At 56.5% G+C, this 17,610-nt stretch carries 17 protein-coding genes; all 17 read right to left on the reverse strand.

The window, feature by feature from the left end; translation table 11 throughout:
• Nucleotides 1-768 carry a DeoR/GlpR family DNA-binding transcription regulator gene (locus B3N48_RS14465; RefSeq protein WP_296184788.1) on the reverse strand — a complete coding sequence of 256 codons (768 nt, stop codon included), beginning with the start codon at nt 766-768 and terminating at the stop codon, nt 1-3.
• Between the two features lie 199 nt (nt 769-967).
• Nucleotides 968-2,335: a bifunctional UDP-N-acetylglucosamine diphosphorylase/glucosamine-1-phosphate N-acetyltransferase GlmU gene (glmU, locus tag B3N48_RS14470; protein WP_296184790.1), complete on the reverse strand. Its 1,368-nt coding sequence runs from the start codon at nt 2,333-2,335 to the stop codon at nt 968-970.
• A gap of 124 nt (nt 2,336-2,459) precedes the next feature.
• A complete protein-coding gene (locus B3N48_RS14475; RefSeq protein WP_043192055.1) occupies nt 2,460-2,885 on the reverse strand; it encodes a F0F1 ATP synthase subunit epsilon in 426 nt (141 codons plus the stop codon).
• Nucleotides 2,886-2,929: 44 nt separating this feature from the next.
• Nucleotides 2,930-4,306 carry a F0F1 ATP synthase subunit beta gene (gene atpD, locus B3N48_RS14480; RefSeq protein ID WP_296184794.1) on the reverse strand — a complete coding sequence of 459 codons (1,377 nt, stop codon included), beginning with the start codon at nt 4,304-4,306 and terminating at the stop codon, nt 2,930-2,932.
• 28 nt (nt 4,307-4,334) lie between these two features.
• Entirely contained in the window at nt 4,335-5,195 is an 861-nt protein-coding gene (gene atpG / locus B3N48_RS14485; protein ID WP_110951681.1) for a F0F1 ATP synthase subunit gamma, read from the reverse strand.
• Between the two features lie 50 nt (nt 5,196-5,245).
• Nucleotides 5,246-6,790 (reverse strand): F0F1 ATP synthase subunit alpha, encoded by a 1,545-nt coding sequence (gene atpA / locus B3N48_RS14490; protein WP_062386207.1) that lies wholly within the window; start codon nt 6,788-6,790, stop codon nt 5,246-5,248.
• 21 nt (nt 6,791-6,811) lie between these two features.
• Complete coding sequence (locus tag B3N48_RS14495) at nt 6,812-7,348, reverse strand: F0F1 ATP synthase subunit delta (RefSeq protein ID WP_166593943.1); 537 nt, start codon at nt 7,346-7,348, stop codon at nt 6,812-6,814.
• A 12-nt stretch (nt 7,349-7,360) separates the two neighbouring features.
• A complete protein-coding gene (locus B3N48_RS14500; protein ID WP_166593942.1) occupies nt 7,361-7,831 on the reverse strand; it encodes a F0F1 ATP synthase subunit B in 471 nt (156 codons plus the stop codon).
• 57 nt (nt 7,832-7,888) lie between these two features.
• Entirely contained in the window at nt 7,889-8,146 is a 258-nt protein-coding gene (gene atpE, locus B3N48_RS14505) for a F0F1 ATP synthase subunit C (protein ID WP_002555987.1), read from the reverse strand.
• Nucleotides 8,147-8,280: 134 nt separating this feature from the next.
• Nucleotides 8,281-9,150, reverse strand: coding sequence for a F0F1 ATP synthase subunit A (atpB, locus tag B3N48_RS14510; protein ID WP_296184797.1), 870 nt, complete (start codon nt 9,148-9,150; stop codon nt 8,281-8,283).
• Nucleotides 9,151-9,166: 16 nt separating this feature from the next.
• A complete protein-coding gene (locus B3N48_RS14515) occupies nt 9,167-9,574 on the reverse strand; it encodes a F0F1 ATP synthase subunit I (protein ID WP_296184798.1) in 408 nt (135 codons plus the stop codon).
• Nucleotides 9,575-9,720: 146 nt separating this feature from the next.
• Complete coding sequence (locus B3N48_RS14520; protein ID WP_296184799.1) at nt 9,721-10,593, reverse strand: ParB/RepB/Spo0J family partition protein; 873 nt, start codon at nt 10,591-10,593, stop codon at nt 9,721-9,723.
• Nucleotides 10,594-10,602: 9 nt separating this feature from the next.
• Nucleotides 10,603-11,400, reverse strand: coding sequence for a ParA family protein (locus tag B3N48_RS14525; protein ID WP_296184802.1), 798 nt, complete (start codon nt 11,398-11,400; stop codon nt 10,603-10,605).
• Nucleotides 11,401-11,418: 18 nt separating this feature from the next.
• On the reverse strand, nt 11,419-12,054 hold the full coding sequence (rsmG, locus tag B3N48_RS14530) for a 16S rRNA (guanine(527)-N(7))-methyltransferase RsmG (RefSeq protein ID WP_296185028.1): 636 nt from the start codon (nt 12,052-12,054) through the stop codon (nt 11,419-11,421).
• Between the two features lie 5 nt (nt 12,055-12,059).
• Nucleotides 12,060-13,958 (reverse strand): tRNA uridine-5-carboxymethylaminomethyl(34) synthesis enzyme MnmG, encoded by a 1,899-nt coding sequence (mnmG, locus tag B3N48_RS14535; protein WP_296184803.1) that lies wholly within the window; start codon nt 13,956-13,958, stop codon nt 12,060-12,062.
• 523 nt (nt 13,959-14,481) lie between these two features.
• The gene (gene mnmE / locus B3N48_RS14540) at nt 14,482-15,852 is read right to left on the reverse strand and encodes a tRNA uridine-5-carboxymethylaminomethyl(34) synthesis GTPase MnmE (protein WP_296184804.1); all 1,371 of its coding nucleotides are present in this window, start codon (nt 15,850-15,852) and stop codon (nt 14,482-14,484) included.
• A gap of 78 nt (nt 15,853-15,930) precedes the next feature.
• A complete protein-coding gene (gene yidC, locus B3N48_RS14545) occupies nt 15,931-17,610 on the reverse strand; it encodes a membrane protein insertase YidC (RefSeq protein ID WP_296184806.1) in 1,680 nt (559 codons plus the stop codon).

A 17,610-nucleotide genomic window follows, 5' to 3' on the forward strand; every position in this document is an offset into this window, starting at 1 on the left:
CTAGGAAACAGCGGCGCAGATCAGTGTCACGCCGCGAGCCTGAATTTGGTCGCGAGCCGCTTGGGGCAGGCGATCATCGGTAATAAGGGTATGGACGCTGCTCCACGGCAGTTCCAGATTGGGAATCTTGCGACCGACCTTGTCGGCTTCGACCATCACGATCACTTCTCGCGCGACTTCAGCCATGACCCGGCTCAAGCCAAGCAGCTCGTTGAATGTTGTGGTACCGCGCTGCAAATCGATGCCATCGGCGCCGATAAACAGCTGATCGAAATCGTAAGAGCGCAGTACCTGCTCGGCGACCTGGCCCTGAAAAGACTCGGAATGGGGATCCCACGTGCCGCCAGTCATCAACAACACCGGTTCATGCTCCAGTTCGCCCAAAGCATTGGCCACATGCAGTGAATTGGTCATCACCACCAGGCCGGGTTGCTGGCCGAGTGCCGGGATCATGGCGGCGGTGGTGCTGCCGCTGTCGATGATGATCCGTGCATGTTCGCGAATGCGCGTCACGGCCGCACGGGCAATGGCTTGCTTGTAACGAGACACCGGCTGGCCGGGCTCGCCAATAAGCTCCTGCGGCATAGGCACCGCGCCACCGTAGCGACGCAGCAGCAGGCCGTTACTTTCGAGAGCTGCCAAGTCCTTACGAACCGTAACCTCAGATGTTTCGAACCGTTTGGCCAGCGCGTCCACACTCACCTCACCCAACTCATTAAGAAGCGCAAGGATATTGTGGCGACGTTGGGGTGTGTTGCGTTTCGACATGCTGGCCCTAAGTTTCGTTTCGAAAGATAACGACGGCAATAAAAACCTATCGAAACATATTCGTCAAGAGGCGAGCGCGAGGTCGATGAAGATTTGGAGCGTGGACATCTTCGCAGATGGCCATCCGCGGGCGACCGGGCATGGAATCAGGCTTGAATGCTGTGACCAGCGTTCCAGCCTGATGTGTCTTGTGGATAACTCAGGTTTTCCCGGATTTGACCGGACGCTTCCAGCCATCAATATTTCGCTGGCGGGCACGAGCCACGGCTAATTGTTCAGCAGCCACGTCTTGGTTGATGGTGGAACCGGCTGCCGTGGTTGCGCCTGAAGAGATATCCACAGGTGCCACGAGCGAATTGTTAGAGCCGATGAACACGTCTTCACCCAACACGGTTTTATGCTTATTGGCACCGTCGTAATTGCAAGTGATGGTGCCAGCACCAATGTTGGTCCGCGCGCCAATGACGGCGTCGCCCAGATAGCTCAAATGGCCCGCCTTGGCGCCCTCGCCCATTTCGGCGTTCTTCAATTCGACGAAGTTACCCACATGGGCCCGGGGGCCCAGAACACTGCCGGGGCGCAAACGAGCGAAAGGACCTGCGTCAGCGGCTTCTCCCACAATCGCACCTTCAAGGTGACTGTTCGCCTTGATGACTGCGCCTTTGCGCAGCGTGCTGTCCTTGATTACGCAGTTCGGACCGATAGACACGTCGTCCTCGATGACTACACGCCCTTCGAGGATCACGTTGACGTCGATCATTACATCGCGGCCAACGGTCACTTCGCCACGCACGTCGAAACGCGCGGGATCACGCAGTGTTACGCCGAGGGCCATCAGTCGGCGACCTTCTCGAAGCTGATAGTGACGCTCAAGCTCGGCGAGTTGCTTGCGGTCATTGGCACCCTGCACTTCCATGGCGTCCTGCGGCTGCGCGGTGGCGACGGTCAGACCGTCATTCACCGCCATGGCAATGACGTCGGTGAGGTAATACTCGCCTTGGGCGTTGTTATTGGAAAGACGGCTCAGCCACTCAGCCAGTCGCTTGCCAGGAACGGCCAAAATCCCGGTGTTACCTTCCTTGATCGCCTTCTGCGCGTCAGTCGCGTCTTTATGCTCGACGATGGCGCTGACACGATGCTCGGCATCCCGGACGATACGGCCATAGCCGCTAGGGTCGTCCAGATTGACGGTCAGCAGGCCCAACTGCTGGTCGTTCACCAGAGTCAGCAGGCGTTGCAGCGTTGCCACTTCAATCAACGGCACGTCACCGTACAGGATCAGCACGGTATCAGCGCTCAGAACAGGTACGGCTTGGGCGACGGCGTGGCCAGTGCCCAGCTGCTTGTCCTGCAACACGAAATTGAGATCATCAGCTGCGAGCTGTTCACGTACCACATCGGCGCCGTGGCCGATTACGACGTGAATGCTTTGCGGGGAAAGCTGACGAGCGCTGTGGATAACATGGCCCAGCATGGAGTTGCCGGCGACCGGGTGCAGGACTTTAGGCAGCGCCGAGCGCATGCGAGTACCTTGGCCTGCGGCGAGAATGACGATATCGAGGGACATGAAGGGATTCCAGGCGGACTAGCCTCAGCCTTAGCCGGGCGGGTGATTCAGCGGGAGGAGCCAAAAAAGAAAAAGGGTAGCCGAGGCTACCCTTTTACTCAATCGCACATGAGGACCGTCGACCTTAGCCGCCGAACTTCTTGCGAATTTGCTGGACGGTGCGCAGTTGGGCTGCGGCCTCCGCCAAACGTGCTGCAGCAGATCCGTAGTCGAAATCTGCGCCTTTTTCATTCAGGGCCTTCTCAGCGGCCTTGACGGCTTCCTGAGCAGAGGCTTCGTCCAGGTCAGCAGCGCGTTGCACGGTATCGGCAAGCACTTTGACCATGTTCGGTTGAACCTCAAGGAAACCACCAGAGATGTAGAACACCTCAGCTTCTCCACCCTGCTTGATCAGACGGATCGGACCCGGCTTCAGATCAGTGATCAGCGGCGCGTGACCTGGAGCAATACCGATATCACCCAGGTTACCGTGTGCAATCACCATCTCGACCAGACCGGAGAAAATCTCTCCTTCCGCGCTGACGATATCGCAATGGACTGTCATAGCCATTTGCTTGCCTCAACCTGATTAGCGCCCGTTGCCGGACGCCTGGATTACAGTTTCTTGGCTTTCTCGATCGCTTCTTCGATGCCGCCGACCATGTAGAACGCTTGTTCTGGCAGATGGTCGTACTCACCGGCGAGGATGCCCTTGAAGCCAGCAATAGTGTCTTTCAGGGAAACGTACTTACCCGAAGCACCGGTGAAGACTTCAGCCACGAAGAACGGCTGCGACAGGAAGCGCTGAATCTTACGAGCGCGGGATACCAACTGCTTATCGGTTTCCGACAGCTCGTCCATACCCAGAATCGCGATGATGTCTTTCAGCTCTTTGTAGCGTTGCAGAACGTACTGGACGCCGCGAGCAGTGTCGTAGTGATCCTGGCCGATAACGTTCGGGTCCAGCTGGCGCGAAGTCGAGTCCAGTGGGTCAACCGCCGGGTAGATACCCAGGGAAGCGATGTCACGGGACAGAACGACGGTGGCGTCCAAGTGGGCGAAAGTGGTCGCTGGCGACGGGTCGGTCAAGTCGTCCGCTGGTACGTATACCGCCTGGATCGAAGTGATCGAGCCTTCTTTGGTCGAAGTGATGCGCTCTTGCAGCACGCCCATCTCTTCAGCCAGGGTCGGTTGGTAACCTACTGCGGAAGGCATACGGCCCAGCAGTGCAGAAACTTCGGTACCGGCCAGTGTGTAACGGTAGATGTTGTCGACGAACAGCAGAACGTCGTTACCTTCGTCACGGAACTTCTCGGCCATGGTCAGGCCAGTCAGAGCAACGCGCAGACGGTTTCCCGGCGGCTCGTTCATCTGGCCGTATACCAGGGCCACTTTGTCGAGAACGTTGGAATCCTTCATCTCGTGGTAGAAGTCGTTACCCTCACGAGTACGCTCACCCACACCGGCGAACACGGAATAACCGCTGTGCTCGATGGCGATGTTACGGATCAATTCCATCATGTTTACGGTCTTGCCGACACCGGCACCACCGAACAGACCGACTTTACCGCCCTTGGCGAACGGGCAGACCAGGTCGATAACCTTGATGCCGGTTTCCAGCAGGTCGTTGCCGCCTGCCTGATCAGCGAACGAAGGCGCTGGACGGTGAATGCCCCAACGCTCGTCAGCTTCGATCGGGCCAGCTTCGTCGATCGGGTTACCCAGAACGTCCATGATACGGCCCAGGGTGCCTTTGCCAACCGGTACGGAGATGGCTGCGCCGCTGTCGACGACATCCAGACCGCGCTTCAGGCCTTCGGTGGAACCCATCGCAATGGTACGAACTACGCCGTCGCCCAGCTGCTGCTGAACTTCCAGGGTAGTTTCCGCGCCTTGTACTTTCAGCGCGTTGTAGATGCTCGGTACGCTGTCGCGTGGAAATTCCACGTCGATCACGGCGCCGATGATTTGAACGATACGTCCGCTACTCATTAGCTGGATCCTCTGAATATTTGAACCGTTAAACCGCGGCAGCGCCGCCGACGATTTCCGAGATCTCTTGGGTGATCGCTGCCTGACGCGCCTTGTTGTAGATCAGCTGCAAATCGCTGATCAGGTCACCGGCGTTGTCAGTGGCGTTCTTCATCGCGATCATCCGCGCAGCCTGTTCAGCTGCGTTGTTCTCGACCACCGCCTGGTACACCTGCGACTCCACATAACGCACCATCAAGCCGTCCAGCAGCTCTTTGGCGTCGGGTTCGTACAGGTAATCCCAGTGATGCTTGAGTTCTTGATCCTGGGTAGCGACCAACGGAATCAACTGTTCGACCGTTGGTTGCTGAGTCATGGTGTTGATGAACTTGTTGGATACCACGGACAGGCGGTCAATACGGCCCTCCAGATAGGCATCCAGCATCACCTTGACGCTGCCGATCAAATCGTTGATCGACGGCTCTTCGCCCAAGTGGCTGATCGCAGCAACGACGTTACCGCCGAAGTTGCGGAAAAACGCCGCACCTTTGCTGCCGACCACGCACAGATCGATCTCTACGCCGTTTTCACGGTTCTTCGCCATGTCCTTGACCAAAGCCTTGAACAGGTTGGTATTCAAGCCACCACACAGACCACGGTCACTGCTCACTACGATATAACCGACACGCTTGACTTCACGGTCGATCATGAACGGGTGGCGGTATTCCGGGTTAGCGTTGGCAAGATGACCAATCACCTGGCGGATGCGCTCCGCGTAAGGACGGCTAGCAGCCATGCGCATTTGAGCCTTGCGCATTTTGCTGACCGCCACTTTTTCCATGGCGCTGGTGATCTTTTGCGTGCTTTTGATGCTCGCAATCTTGCTGCGAATCTCTTTTGCGCCTGCCATGTAACACCTATCAGGTTAGCAAGCGGGAGCCTCGCGGCTCCCGCTGCGGCTTACCAGGTTTGGGTGGCCTTGAACTTCTCGATACCGGCTTTCAGGCCAGAATCGATTTCGTCATTGAAGTCACCCTTCACGTTGATCTTGGCCATCAAATCGGCGTGATCGCGGTTGAAGTAAGCAATCAGCGCTTGTTCAAAGCTGCCGACTTTGGCGATTTCAACGTCGGTCAGGAACCCACGCTCAGCGGCATACAGCGACAGCGACATGTCAGCGATCGACATTGGCGCATATTGCTTCTGCTTCATCAGCTCAGTAACGCGCTGACCATGCTCAAGTTGCTTACGGGTCGCTTCGTCCAGGTCAGACGCGAACTGGGCAAATGCTGCCAGTTCACGGTACTGAGCCAGCGCGGTACGGATACCACCCGACAACTTCTTGATGATCTTGGTCTGAGCGGCACCACCCACACGGGATACCGAAACACCGGCGTTCACTGCCGGACGGATGCCGGAGTTGAACATGGCCGATTCCAGGAAGATCTGACCGTCGGTGATGGAAATCACGTTGGTCGGAACGAACGCGGAAACGTCGCCAGCCTGGGTTTCGATGATCGGCAATGCGGTCAGCGAACCGGTTTTGCCGGTCACTGCGCCGTTGGTGAACTTCTCTACGTATTCTTCCGAAACGCGGGATGCACGCTCCAGCAGACGGGAGTGGAGATAGAACACGTCGCCTGGGTAAGCTTCACGTCCTGGTGGACGACGCAACAGCAAGGAGATCTGGCGGTAAGCCACGGCCTGCTTGGAGAGATCGTCATAAACGATCAGCGCGTCTTCACCGCGGTCACGGAAGTATTCGCCCATGGTGCAACCGGCATACGGCGCCAGGAATTGCAGTGCAGGCGATTCCGAAGCACTGGCAGCCACGATGATCGTGTTGGCCAGAGCGCCGTTTTCTTCCAGCTTGCGAACAACGTTAGCGATGGTCGATTGCTTCTGACCTACCGCGACGTATACGCAGAAAATGCCGCTGTCTTTCTGGTTGATGATCGCGTCGATGGCCAGAGCGGTTTTCCCGATCTGACGGTCACCAATGATCAGCTCGCGCTGACCACGGCCGACAGGGATCATGGCATCGACGGCCTTGTAACCAGTCTGTACAGGCTGGTCTACCGACTTACGCCAGATAACGCCCGGAGCAACTTTCTCGACCGCATCGGTCTCGGTGTTGTTCAGAGGGCCTTTACCGTCGACTGGGTTACCCAGTGCGTCGACAACGCGACCCAGCAGTTCCTTACCTACCGGAACTTCCAGGATGCGGCCGGTGCACTTGGCACTCATGCCTTCAGCCAGCGATGTGTAAGCGCCCAGTACCACCGCACCTACGGAGTCTTGCTCCAGGTTCAGTGCCATACCGTAGACGCCGCCCGGGAACTCGATCATTTCGCCGTACATAGCGTCGGCCAGACCGTGAATCCGCACGATACCGTCAGACACGCTGACGACAGTGCCTTCGTTTCGGGCTTGGGAGGCGACATCGAGTTTCTCGATGCGGCCCTTGATGATTTCACTTATTTCGGAAGGATTGAGTTGCTGCATTGCTCTGCTGCCCCTTCAAACTCAAGATTTCAATGCTTCGGCTAGTTGCGCAAGTTTGCCGCGAACTGAGCCATCGATAACCAGGTCGCCGGCGCGGATGATGACACCACCTATCAGGGCAGCATCCTCCGCAGCGTGCAGGCGCACTTCCCGGCCGAGCCGTGCACTGAGAACCTTGGCGAGTTTGTCTTGCTGTTCTTGGTTCAATGCGAAAGCACTGGTGACATCCACATCTACCGATTTTTCCTGCTCAGCCTTGTACAGCTCGAACAGTTCGGAGATCTCCGGCAGAAGCTGGAGACGGTCGTTTTCAGCAACGACATGAATGAAATTCTGTGCCTTGGCATCGAACTTGTCGCCGCACACTTCAATGAAAGTGGCGGCCTTGTCTGCGCTCGTCAGTCGCGGGGCCTTGAGCAGGCGCTGCATTGTGTCGTCTTGCGACACTGCAGCAGCCAGGCCGAGCATGGCTGACCAATTGGCCAGTTGCTGGTGGGCCTGGGCATGCTCGAAGGCTGCCTTAGCGTAAGGTCGGGCCAACGTGGTCAGTTCTGCCATGATCGCCCTCGCTTAAATTTCTGCTGCCAGTTTGTTAACCAGCTCCGCGTGCGCGTTTTGATCGATTGTGGCACCCAGGATCTTCTCTGCGCCATTGACTGCCAGGCTGCCCAATTGGGCGCGCAGCGCGTCTTTGACGCCGTTCAGTTCCTGCTCGATCTCGGCCTGAGCCTGAGCCTTGATACGGTCAGCGTCGACACGGGCCTGTTCACGGGCTTCGTCGACAATCTGGTTACCGCGTTTCTTGGCTTGCTCAATGATTTCAGCTGCCTGAGCCTTCGCTTCGCGCAGTTGCTGACCCGCTTTATCTTGGGCCAGCTCCAGGTCGCGAGCTGCTCGGGTGGCAGCGTCCAGTCCATCCGCAATCTTCTTCTGACGTTCGTGCAAAGCCGCGATGACCGGAGGCCACACGAACTTCATGCAGAACAGCACAAAAATGAAGAACGCAACGGACTGGCCAATCAGGGTTGCATTAATGTTCACGCCAACACCTCGCTCGTTCGTTGTCCATCACACCAATCAACTCGAAAATTCGAGCGATTAGCCAGCGAGTTGACCAACGAAGGGGTTCGCAAAAGTGAAGAACAGAGCGATACCAACACCGATCATGGTTACAGCGTCGAGCAGACCAGCCACGATGAACATCTTAACTTGCAGCATTGGAACCATTTCTGGTTGACGCGCAGCGCCTTCCAGGAATTTACCGCCCAGCAGGCCGAAACCGATTGCAGTACCCAGTGCGCCCAGGCCGATCAGCAGTGCAACAGCGATAGCAGTTAGACCAACTACAGTTTCCATCTTTCCTCCCGACTTTTACGTCGTATTGGTTAGGTTTTTTTAGATTAAAGCGGTAAAGCAAAATCGTTTTACATCCGCCCTTGCGGGCATCCCCTCACCGCAATGAGAGGATCATCAGACTCGCCAGGCGGGCCTCAATGGTTATCTTCGTGAGCCATCGACAGGTAAACGATGGTCAGCATCATGAAGATAAACGCTTGCAGGGTGATGATCAGGATGTGGAAGACAGCCCACGCCCACTGCAGAACCACGCCCAGGCCACTCAGCCAAAGCAGGCCACTGCCGAACATGACCGCGATCAGGATGAACACCAGTTCACCCGCGTACATGTTGCCGAAGAGACGCAGAGCCAGAGAAACCGGTTTGGCAATCAGCGTTACGAATTCAAGCAGGAAGTTCACAGGAATCAACAGCGCCTGTACCAGAACGTTCTTGCTGCCGAACGGGTGAAGCGTCAGCTCACCAATGAAACCGCCGATGCCCTTGACTTTGATGCTGTAGAAAATGATCAGCGCGAAGACCGACAGCGCCATACCGATCGTAGCGTTCGGGTCGGTGGTCGACACGGCGCGGAAAGGAATGTGATGGTCACCGGAAATCATGATGGCCAGTTGTGGAATCCAGTCCACAGGCACGAGGTCGACCGCGTTCATCAGGAACACCCAGACGAAAATGGTCAGTGCCAGTGGCGCGATGACGGCACTGCGGCCGTGAAAGCTATCTTTCACGCTGCCGTCGACGAACTCGATCAGCACTTCGACAAAATTCTGCAGCGCGCCAGGTTGACCGGAGGTGGCCTTTTTGGCCGCCATGCGGAAAATCAGGACAAAAATCAGACCCAAGGCCACCGACCAGCCGAGAGTATCGAGGTGGAAAGCCCAAAAGCCCATTTCTTTTGCTTCTGCTGCGGAATGCGCAAAGCCCCAAGTGCCGTCAGGCAAATGACCGAAGGTCAGGTTTTGCAAGTGGTGCTGGATATAGCCCGAAGCTGTTTGCTCTGCCATGGTTGCCTCAAACGCCCTAAGGTCTCAAAAGTCTTGTTCTCATTAGCAGGGGTGCGAACCAGCTGACCAACTGGGTCAGCATGAACACGCCGAAGATCGCCAGCGGGGCCAGCGGCTTCACTCCTGCGAAGGTCAGTGCAAACAGCACTGCCGTAAAAATCAGTTTGCCTGCCTCGCCGGCGTAGAACGACCGAACGATGGCTTGGGCTGCTCTGGCACCGGAAAACCGAAACGCCTTATGAGCGAAGTACAAATTGGGCAGCCACGCTATCAGGCCTCCGCACAGCCCTGAATACCCAGCTACGACTCCATGCCACTGCCAAAGCGTCACCGCGGCCAGTAACAGGACAATTAATTGAGCCAGCAATACCGGGAAAACGGCCAGACGATGGAACGGCAAGCGGTTTGGCGTGCGTGTTTCCATCACATGGGCTCCTCGTGTGTCGGCCGCCAAAATCAATAACTTGGCATAATTTGTGCCGACAAAATGCGCGCAGAGTATAGGGGCGGTTCAGCCCCTATTCAACTGCTGGGTAGTGATTTCCGACTACACGCTGCGGTCTATTTGTTTCAACGAATGTGAGCGAGAACACCTTGCAACTCATCCAGTGAGTTATAGCGAATGACCAGCTGGCCTTTTCCCTTCTGACCGTGGCGGATTTGCACGTTAGAGCCCAGCCGCTCGGCCAGACGCTGCTCGAGACGCGTAATATCCGGATCGGCTTTGGCGGGCGAAGTAGGCTCTTGTTTGCCACTCAACCACTGCCTGACTAACGCCTCAGTTTGGCGCACGGTGAGACCACGTGCGACAACATGTCGCGCCCCGTCTACCTGCCGTTCTTCCGGCAAGCCAAGCAATGCGCGAGCGTGGCCCATCTCGAGGTCGCCGTGGGACAGCATGGTTTTGATCACTTCAGGCAGCGCAATCAAACGCAGCAGGTTGGCCACACTGACCCGGGATTTGCCCACAGCCTCAGCGACCTGTTGCTGGGTCAGCTGAAATTCCTGCTGTAAGCGTTGCAAGGCAATGGCTTCTTCGATCGGATTCAGGTCTTCACGCTGAATGTTCTCGATAAGCGCCATCGCGATGGCCGCTTCGTCAGGCACATCACGCACCATTGCAGGTATGTTTTCTACGCCGGCCTGTTGACTCGCGCGCCACCGACGTTCACCCGCAATGATTTCATAGCGATTGTCAGCAATCGGGCGCACTACGATCGGCTGCATGACACCCTGTGCCCTGATCGAATTGGCCAGTTCTTCCAACGCCTGCGGGTCCATGTCCCGCCGAGGTTGGTACTTACCACGCTGAATCAGGTCGAGCGGAATGTGTTGCAGCTCACGTTGTTCGGCCTTGACGGCCTGTTCTTCCAGAGCACTGACGGTGGGACTGCTCAGAAGCGCGTCCAACCCACGTCCGAGTCCTCGTTTCTTGACGGCCATGGGATTTCCTTAAGTGGGCTGGGCTGCGGCGCGTGAACTACCGCGACGTTGACGACGAACCATCTCACCCGCCAGAGCCAGGTAAGCCAGGGCACCGCGGGAGGTCTTGTCGTAGGCCAGAGCTGGCATGCCGAAGCTTGGCGCTTCTGCCAAACGGATGTTGCGAGGGATCACTGTGTCGTACAACTGATCGCCAAAGTGTTCCTTGAGCTGCGCGGACACATCGTTGATAAGGCTCAGACGCGGATCGTACATTGTCCGCAGCAGACCTTCGATTTTGAGCTGAGGATTCAGCAGTTCGGCGATTCGCTTGATGTTATCCACAAGGTCACTGAGCCCTTCTAAAGCGAAGTACTCGCACTGCATGGGGATAATCACACCATCGGCCGCAACAAGCGCATTGAGTGTCAGCATCGACAGCGACGGTGGGCAGTCGATGAGAATGTAATCGTAATTTTCCCGAATCGGCCCTAGTGCTGTGCGCAAGCGGGACTCTTTCATCTGCATTTCAAGCAGAACGACTTCGGCGGCGGTCAGGTCACGGTTGGCCGGTAGAAGCTGATAGCCCCCATGCTCAGAAAAGTGCATAGCCTGATTGAGGTCGCATTCGCCGATCAGGAGATCGTAAACCGAATGCTCCAGCGCGTGTTTATCCACACCGCTGCCCATGGTGGCGTTGCCCTGTGGATCGAGGTCGATCAACAACACCCGACGCTTAGTGGCGACCAGCGACGCGGCGAGATTGATGCAGGTGGTGGTTTTACCCACCCCCCCTTTTTGGTTCGCTATCGCGAATACCTTAGCCATTCTTGCGTGTGTTCCCTGTCATGCTGTGCGGCGCAGTATCAGCAGATGCCGTTGACCTTGGCAACCGGGGACAGCCAAGGCTTGCGCGCTTTCCAGATGAAAATCTGCCGGCAATCCTACCAGTTCGTCCGCAGGATGCAGACCTTTCATCGCCAGCCAGCGAGTTTCGCTGTTGCCCATGTGTCGCGTCCACTGGGTGAAATCTTCCAGGCTGCTGAACGCGCGGGAGATGATCCCGGTAAATGGCACCTCTGGCTGAAAAGCTTCCGCACGGCTGTGGATAACTTCGAGGTTATCAAGCTTCAGCTCAAGTTTGACCTGCGTGAGAAATCGGGTTTTCTTGCCATTGCTGTCCAGGCACGTGACCTTCATGTCCGGAAACAGGATCGCCAAGGGAATGCCCGGCATCCCGCCGCCGCTGCCAACGTCCAGTTGGCGCTGGCCTTCAATGAAGGGCACCACACTCAGACTGTCCAGCAAATGCCGAGACACCATTTCGTCCGGATCACGGACAGCGGTCAGGTTGTACGCTTTGTTCCACTTGATCAGGAGCGCCAGATAACCCAACAGCTGTGCATGTTGAGCCTCGGTTAACTCAACGCCGAGTTCCCGGGCGCCAAGGGTCAGTTCTTCTGCATGTTGCGGGGTGACCATAGAACTCAAGCGCTTTGCTCCAACTGACGGCCCGCGCCGCGTTTTTTCAAATGGATCATCAACAGCGAGATCGCCGCTGGCGTGACGCCTGGAATACGGGATGCCTGACCGAGGGTTTCAGGCCGAGTTATCCCCAGCTTGCTTTGAATTTCTTTCGACAGACCCGAGATGCCGGTGTAATCGATGTCCGCAGGCAATCTGGTGTCTTCGCTGGCGCGCAGACGGGCAATCTCATCCTGCTGACGATCAATGTAGCCCGCGTATTTGGTCTTGATCTCAACCTGTTCGGCGACCTGTGGATCAAACGAGCCGTTCCCAGTGATGGCCACAAGGCTCGCGTAGTCCACTTCCGGGCGACTTAGCAGATTCAACAGGTTGTATTCGTGGGTCAGCGGCGTCCCGAAGTGGGCCGATACCGCATCGCCCTGCTCCGTTCCTGGACGAATCCAAGTGGATTTGAGGCGTTGTTCTTCCTGCTCAATGCCTTCGCGCTTGGCGCAAAAAGCCGCCCAACGAGCGTCGTCAACCAGGCCCAGCTCACGTCCTTTTTCGGTGAGTCGCAGATCCGCGTTGTCTTCACGCAGGATCAGCCGGTATTCAGCGCGAGACGTGAACATCCGGTAAGGCTCTTGGGTACCCAGAGTGATCAAGTCATCCACAAGCACACCGATGTAGGCCTCATCGCGGCGCGGGCACCAGCTTTCTTTGCCTTGTGCACGCAGGGCTGCGTTCGCTCCGGCGAGCAAGCCTTGCGCACCGGCTTCTTCGTAACCGGTGGTGCCGTTGATCTGACCCGCGAAGAACAAACCGCCGATGACCTTGGTTTCCAGACTGTATTTCAGATCACGTGGATCGAAATAGTCGTATTCGATGGCATAGCCGGGGCGCACGATGTGTGCGTTTTCCATGCCGCGAATCGAGCGCACGATCTGCAATTGCACGTCAAACGGCAGAGAGGTCGAGATACCGTTCGGATACAGCTCATGGGTGGTGAGCCCTTCCGGCTCAATAAACACCTGATGGCTTTCCTTGTCGGCAAAGCGATGAATCTTGTCTTCAATCGACGGGCAATAGCGCGGGCCGACCCCCTCGATCTCTCCCGCAGCGGAGTACATCGGCGATCGATCAAGGTTGGCTGCGATGATTTCATGGGTGCGCGCATTGGTATGCGTAATCCAGCAACTCACTTGACGGGGATGCTGGTTTTTTGAGCCCAGGAACGACATCACCGGAATCGGAGTGTCCCCGGGTTGCTCGGTCATGACCGTGAAATCCACAGATCGGCCGTCGATGCGGGGGGGCGTGCCCGTTTTCAAACGTCCGACACGTAGAGGCAACTCGCGAAGACGGCGTGCCAACGCAATGGACGGTGGATCGCCAGCCCTGCCACCCGAATAGTTCTGCAACCCGATGTGGATAAGTCCGCCGAGGAATGTCCCTGTGGTCAGCACGACTGAATCGGCCATGAACCGAAGCCCCATCTGAGTGACCACACCGCGTACCTGATCCTGTTCAACGATCAGGTCGTCGCAGGACTGCTGGAATATCCACAGGTTGGGCTGGTTCTCAATGATTTCGCGGATGGCTGCCTTGTAAAGAATGCGGTCGGCTTGAGCGCGGGTCGCCCTTACTGCTGGGCCTTTACGGCTATTGAGTACCCGAAACTGTATGCCACCCAAATCGGTAGCAGTGGCCATAGCACCGCCCAGTGCATCGATTTCCTTGACCAGATGGCTTTTGCCAATGCCGCCAATCGCTGGGTTGCAACTCATCTGCCCGAGGGTTTCCACGTTATGCGTAAGCAGCAGGGTTTTAGCACCCATGCGCGCAGACGCCAGTGCTGCCTCGGTACCGGCATGACCGCCGCCGATGACGATCACTTCAAAACGGGAAGGGAAATCCACCACGCACCTCGTGCCTGTTAATGGGGGGAATAGGAAATTGGCGGCAAGTATAGGGACTTAGCCCCCTCGAAAGGAACCTTTTGCACAAAATTTAACCAGCTGTGGATGAACGGGAGTTAGAAGAATAAAAAGGAAAGAAATTTATAAAAGCTTTGTTTTTATGTTTATGTTTAGAGGACATCCTTTCTGTGGATAGATCCCTACAGGCCTTGTCAATGCTGGTGTACAGAGAATTGAAAGCCTGTGTTGATGTAGGCAGGAGGCCTTGGGATAACAGGATTTAGCCTGTGGATTAAACGGCCTGTTATCCACAGGCGGGGTTAGCCCCAGGTAACAGCCCCTGTTATCAACGGATCTTATGCTGAGTTATGCACAGGGCTTAACGATGCCGTCAGCCCCGCACGCTTGATAACGGGCAAGCGAAATCCCGCTTCGGGAACCGGAGCGCAATAAAACAGGAGAAGTTCGGGAACGTACGGGAGCAGCTCTAGGTGAAGAGCTGCGGAGGACAGGCGATGAGGCGTTATTTTCCGATGCAGAAGCTCGAAAAAATGCGCCCTAGAAGGTCGTCAGAGCTGAATGCGCCGGTGATTTCACCTAGAAACTGCTGAGCAAGCCGTAAATCTTCGGCCAGCAGTTCACCGGCACCTGCCTGCGTCAATTGAGCGTGGCCATGGTCCAGTGACTCACTCGCATTATTCAAGGCTTCGAGATGGCGGCGGCGCGCGCTGAAGCTGCTTTCTGAGGTCTGTTGATAACCCATGCAGGCTTTTAAATGCTCGCGAAGAAGCTCGAGCCCTTCACCGCCTGCCTTGGCACTTAGGTTAATCGTGACGTGGCCATCCGCACTTACATTCAGGCCCACGACGTCCCCGCTGATGTCGGCTTTGTTCCGGATGAGCGTTACGTTTGCAGGGTCAGGGCGTTCGTCCAGGAATTCTGGCCATAACGCAAACGGATTCACCGCTTCTGGTGCTGTCGCGTCTACCACCAGCAGAACACGATCGGCTTCTCCGATCGCTTTCAAGGCTCGTTCGACCCCTATTCTTTCAACATGGTCTTCTGTATCCCGTAGCCCGGCCGTGTCAACGACGTGAAGGGGCATGCCGTCGATATGGATGTGTTCCCGAAGGACATCCCGAGTGGTGCCCGCAATCTCGGTGACGATGGCCGCCTCACGACCGGCCAAGGCGTTAAGCAGGCTTGATTTGCCGGCGTTAGGGCGGCCAGCGATCACCACGGTCATCCCGTCGCGTAAAAGTGCGCCTTGGTTAGCCTCGCGCTGGACTGTGGACAACTGCTCACGTACGTCATCGAGCATGCTAAGCACATGACCATCGGCGAGGAAGTCGATTTCTTCTTCGGGGAAATCGATGGCGGCTTCGACATAAATACGCAGCCTGATCAATTTTTCAGTGAGGTTATGCACACGCTGAGAAAAGGCGCCCTGCAGTGAACGCAACGCGTTTCGCGCCGCCTGTGCAGAACTGGCTTCGATCAGGTCGGCGATTGCTTCGGCCTGAGCCAGGTCGAGCTTGTCGTTAAGGAATGCCCGTTCGCTGAACTCGCCAGGTCGTGCGAGTCGACTGCCAAGCTGCACACAGCGCTGCAACAGCATGTCGAGCACAATGGGGCCGCCATGGCCCTGAAGCTCGAACACGTCTTCACCGGTGAAAGAATTCGGGCCTGGGAAATACAGGGCAATGCCTTCATCGATGATCTGACCGTTTCCGTCCTGAAACGGACCGTAATGGGCACGACGAGGTTCAGGGACTTTACCGATGATGGCCATGGCGGCTGCGCTCGCCAACGGTCCCGACACACGCACGATGCCTACGCCTCCCCGACCTTGCGCGGTGGCGATGGCTGCAATGGTTTCACGAGGGACGTTCATGGTCCGGCTCCTGCATAAATGGCAGATAGCAAAACGCCCCACAAGGGGGCGTTCTGGATTACTTGTACACAGGGTAGATCACGCAGCCGCTTTCTTGGTCTTCGCCTCGATGCTGCGGGTGATGTACCACTGTTGGGTGATGGACAGGGTGTTGTTCACAACCCAGTACAGCACCAGACCTGCCGGGAACCACAGGAAGAAGAAGGTGAAGATGATCGGCATCAACTTCATGACTTTCGCCTGCATCGGATCCGGAGGCGTAGGGTTCAGCCGCTGCTGGATGAACATGGTCGCACCCATGATGATCGGCAGGATAAAGAACGGGTCTTTGATCGACAGGTCAGTTATCCACAGCAGCCAAGGCGCTTGACGCATCTCGACGCTTTCCAACAACACCCAATACAGCGACAGGAACACCGGCATTTGAACGAGAATCGGCAAGCACCCGCCCAATGGGTTGATCTTCTCTTTCTTGTACAACTCCATCATTGATTGCGAAAGCTTCTGGCGGTCATCGCCATGTTGCTCTTTCAGCGCAGCCAGACGCGGTGCAACGGCACGCATACGCGCCATTGACTTGTAGCTGGCAGCAGACAGAGGGAAGAAAAGCCCTTTGATCAGCATGGTCAGGAAGATGATTGACCAGCCCCAGTTACCCACAATGCTGTGGATATGTTGGAGCAGCCAGAAGATCGGTTGTGCAATGAACCACAGAATGCCGTAATCGACCGTCAGTTCGAGACCTGGGGACAACTCTTTCAGAACAGCCTGGCTCTTCGGACCGGCATACAACGTAGTCGTAGTTTCAGCCTTGGCACCCGGGGCAATGCTCACGGCAGGACCGGTAAACCCAATGATGTAGTTGCCTGCACTGTCTTTACGAGTGGTAACAGTGTTGTTGTCAGCCTTGTTCGGAATCCACGCGGTCACGAAGTAGTGCTGCAACCACGCCACCCAGCCGCCTTGTACGGTGTCTTTGATCGAGCCTTTGTCGATGTCCTTCATCGAAACCTTTTTGTAAGGCTCCGAAGGTGTCCACATTGCCGCACCCAAATATGTCGCGGTACCGGTAGCAGTGGTCGAGGAAGGATCCGCGCTGGCATCGCGCTTTAGCTGGGCGAACAGGTTGCCGTTCCAGGGTTGAGCACTTTGGTTATCGATCAAGTAGCTGACAGTCAGGTCGTACAAGCCGCGTTTGAATGTGAAACGCTTGATGTAATTGACGCCGGCATCACTGAATTTCAGGTCGACGACTAAATCGTTCTGACCCTCTGCCAATTGGAAGCTTTTCTGTGTGGCCGAGTAAACCGGACGACCTGCAGCGCGAGCGTCAGGGCCATTCGCACCCGTCAGACCGCTTTGTGCGAGAAAAATACGCTCGCCGCCGTTGTCGAATAGCTGGAACGGAATCTCCGGATGATCTTGACGACGAGGATAAAGTGGCAAGCGGAGCTGCACCACGTCACCACCGACAGGATCGATTGCCAGGTTCAATACATCGGTCTTGACCTCGATCAGGTCTTTACTGGCAACCACAGGCGTTTCAGCCGGTGCACTCACTTCACCTGATGCACTGGGCACGTCCGCATTGGCAGCGGCGGTACCTTGTGGAGTGTCGGGAAGTGCGGATGTGTTGGTGCTGGCGGCAACATTCTGAGTCGGCAAGGCAGCCTGACCATAGTCCTGGTTCCATTTCAGGACACCGACATAGGTCACGATTGCCAGGGCGACGATCAGGATCGTGCGTTTAATATCCAT

The sequence above is a fragment of the Pseudomonas sp. UBA1879 genome (assembly GCF_002338065.1).
Lineage (GTDB): Bacteria > Pseudomonadota > Gammaproteobacteria > Pseudomonadales > Pseudomonadaceae > Aquipseudomonas.

Coding starts and splice junctions, on each gene's coding strand:
- B3N48_RS14465 (WP_296184788.1), bottom strand. CDS start 768: ATGTCGAAACGCAACACACCCCAACGTCGCCACAATATCCTTGCGCTT.
- glmU (WP_296184790.1), bottom strand. CDS start 2,335: ATGTCCCTCGATATCGTCATTCTCGCCGCAGGCCAAGGTACTCGCATG.
- B3N48_RS14475 (WP_043192055.1), bottom strand. CDS start 2,885: ATGGCTATGACAGTCCATTGCGATATCGTCAGCGCGGAAGGAGAGATT.
- atpD (WP_296184794.1), bottom strand. CDS start 4,306: ATGAGTAGCGGACGTATCGTTCAAATCATCGGCGCCGTGATCGACGTG.
- atpG (WP_110951681.1), bottom strand. CDS start 5,195: ATGGCAGGCGCAAAAGAGATTCGCAGCAAGATTGCGAGCATCAAAAGC.
- atpA (WP_062386207.1), bottom strand. CDS start 6,790: ATGCAGCAACTCAATCCTTCCGAAATAAGTGAAATCATCAAGGGCCGC.
- B3N48_RS14495 (WP_166593943.1), bottom strand. CDS start 7,348: ATGGCAGAACTGACCACGTTGGCCCGACCTTACGCTAAGGCAGCCTTC.
- atpE (WP_002555987.1), bottom strand. CDS start 8,146: ATGGAAACTGTAGTTGGTCTAACTGCTATCGCTGTTGCACTGCTGATC.
- atpB (WP_296184797.1), bottom strand. CDS start 9,150: ATGGCAGAGCAAACAGCTTCGGGCTATATCCAGCACCACTTGCAAAAC.
- B3N48_RS14515 (WP_296184798.1), bottom strand. CDS start 9,574: ATGGAAACACGCACGCCAAACCGCTTGCCGTTCCATCGTCTGGCCGTT.
- B3N48_RS14520 (WP_296184799.1), bottom strand. CDS start 10,593: ATGGCCGTCAAGAAACGAGGACTCGGACGTGGGTTGGACGCGCTTCTG.
- B3N48_RS14525 (WP_296184802.1), bottom strand. CDS start 11,400: ATGGCTAAGGTATTCGCGATAGCGAACCAAAAAGGGGGGGTGGGTAAA.
- rsmG (WP_296185028.1), bottom strand. CDS start 12,054: ATGGTCACCCCGCAACATGCAGAAGAACTGACCCTTGGCGCCCGGGAA.
- mnmE (WP_296184804.1), bottom strand. CDS start 15,852: ATGAACGTCCCTCGTGAAACCATTGCAGCCATCGCCACCGCGCAAGGT.
- yidC (WP_296184806.1), bottom strand. CDS start 17,610: ATGGATATTAAACGCACGATCCTGATCGTCGCCCTGGCAATCGTGACC.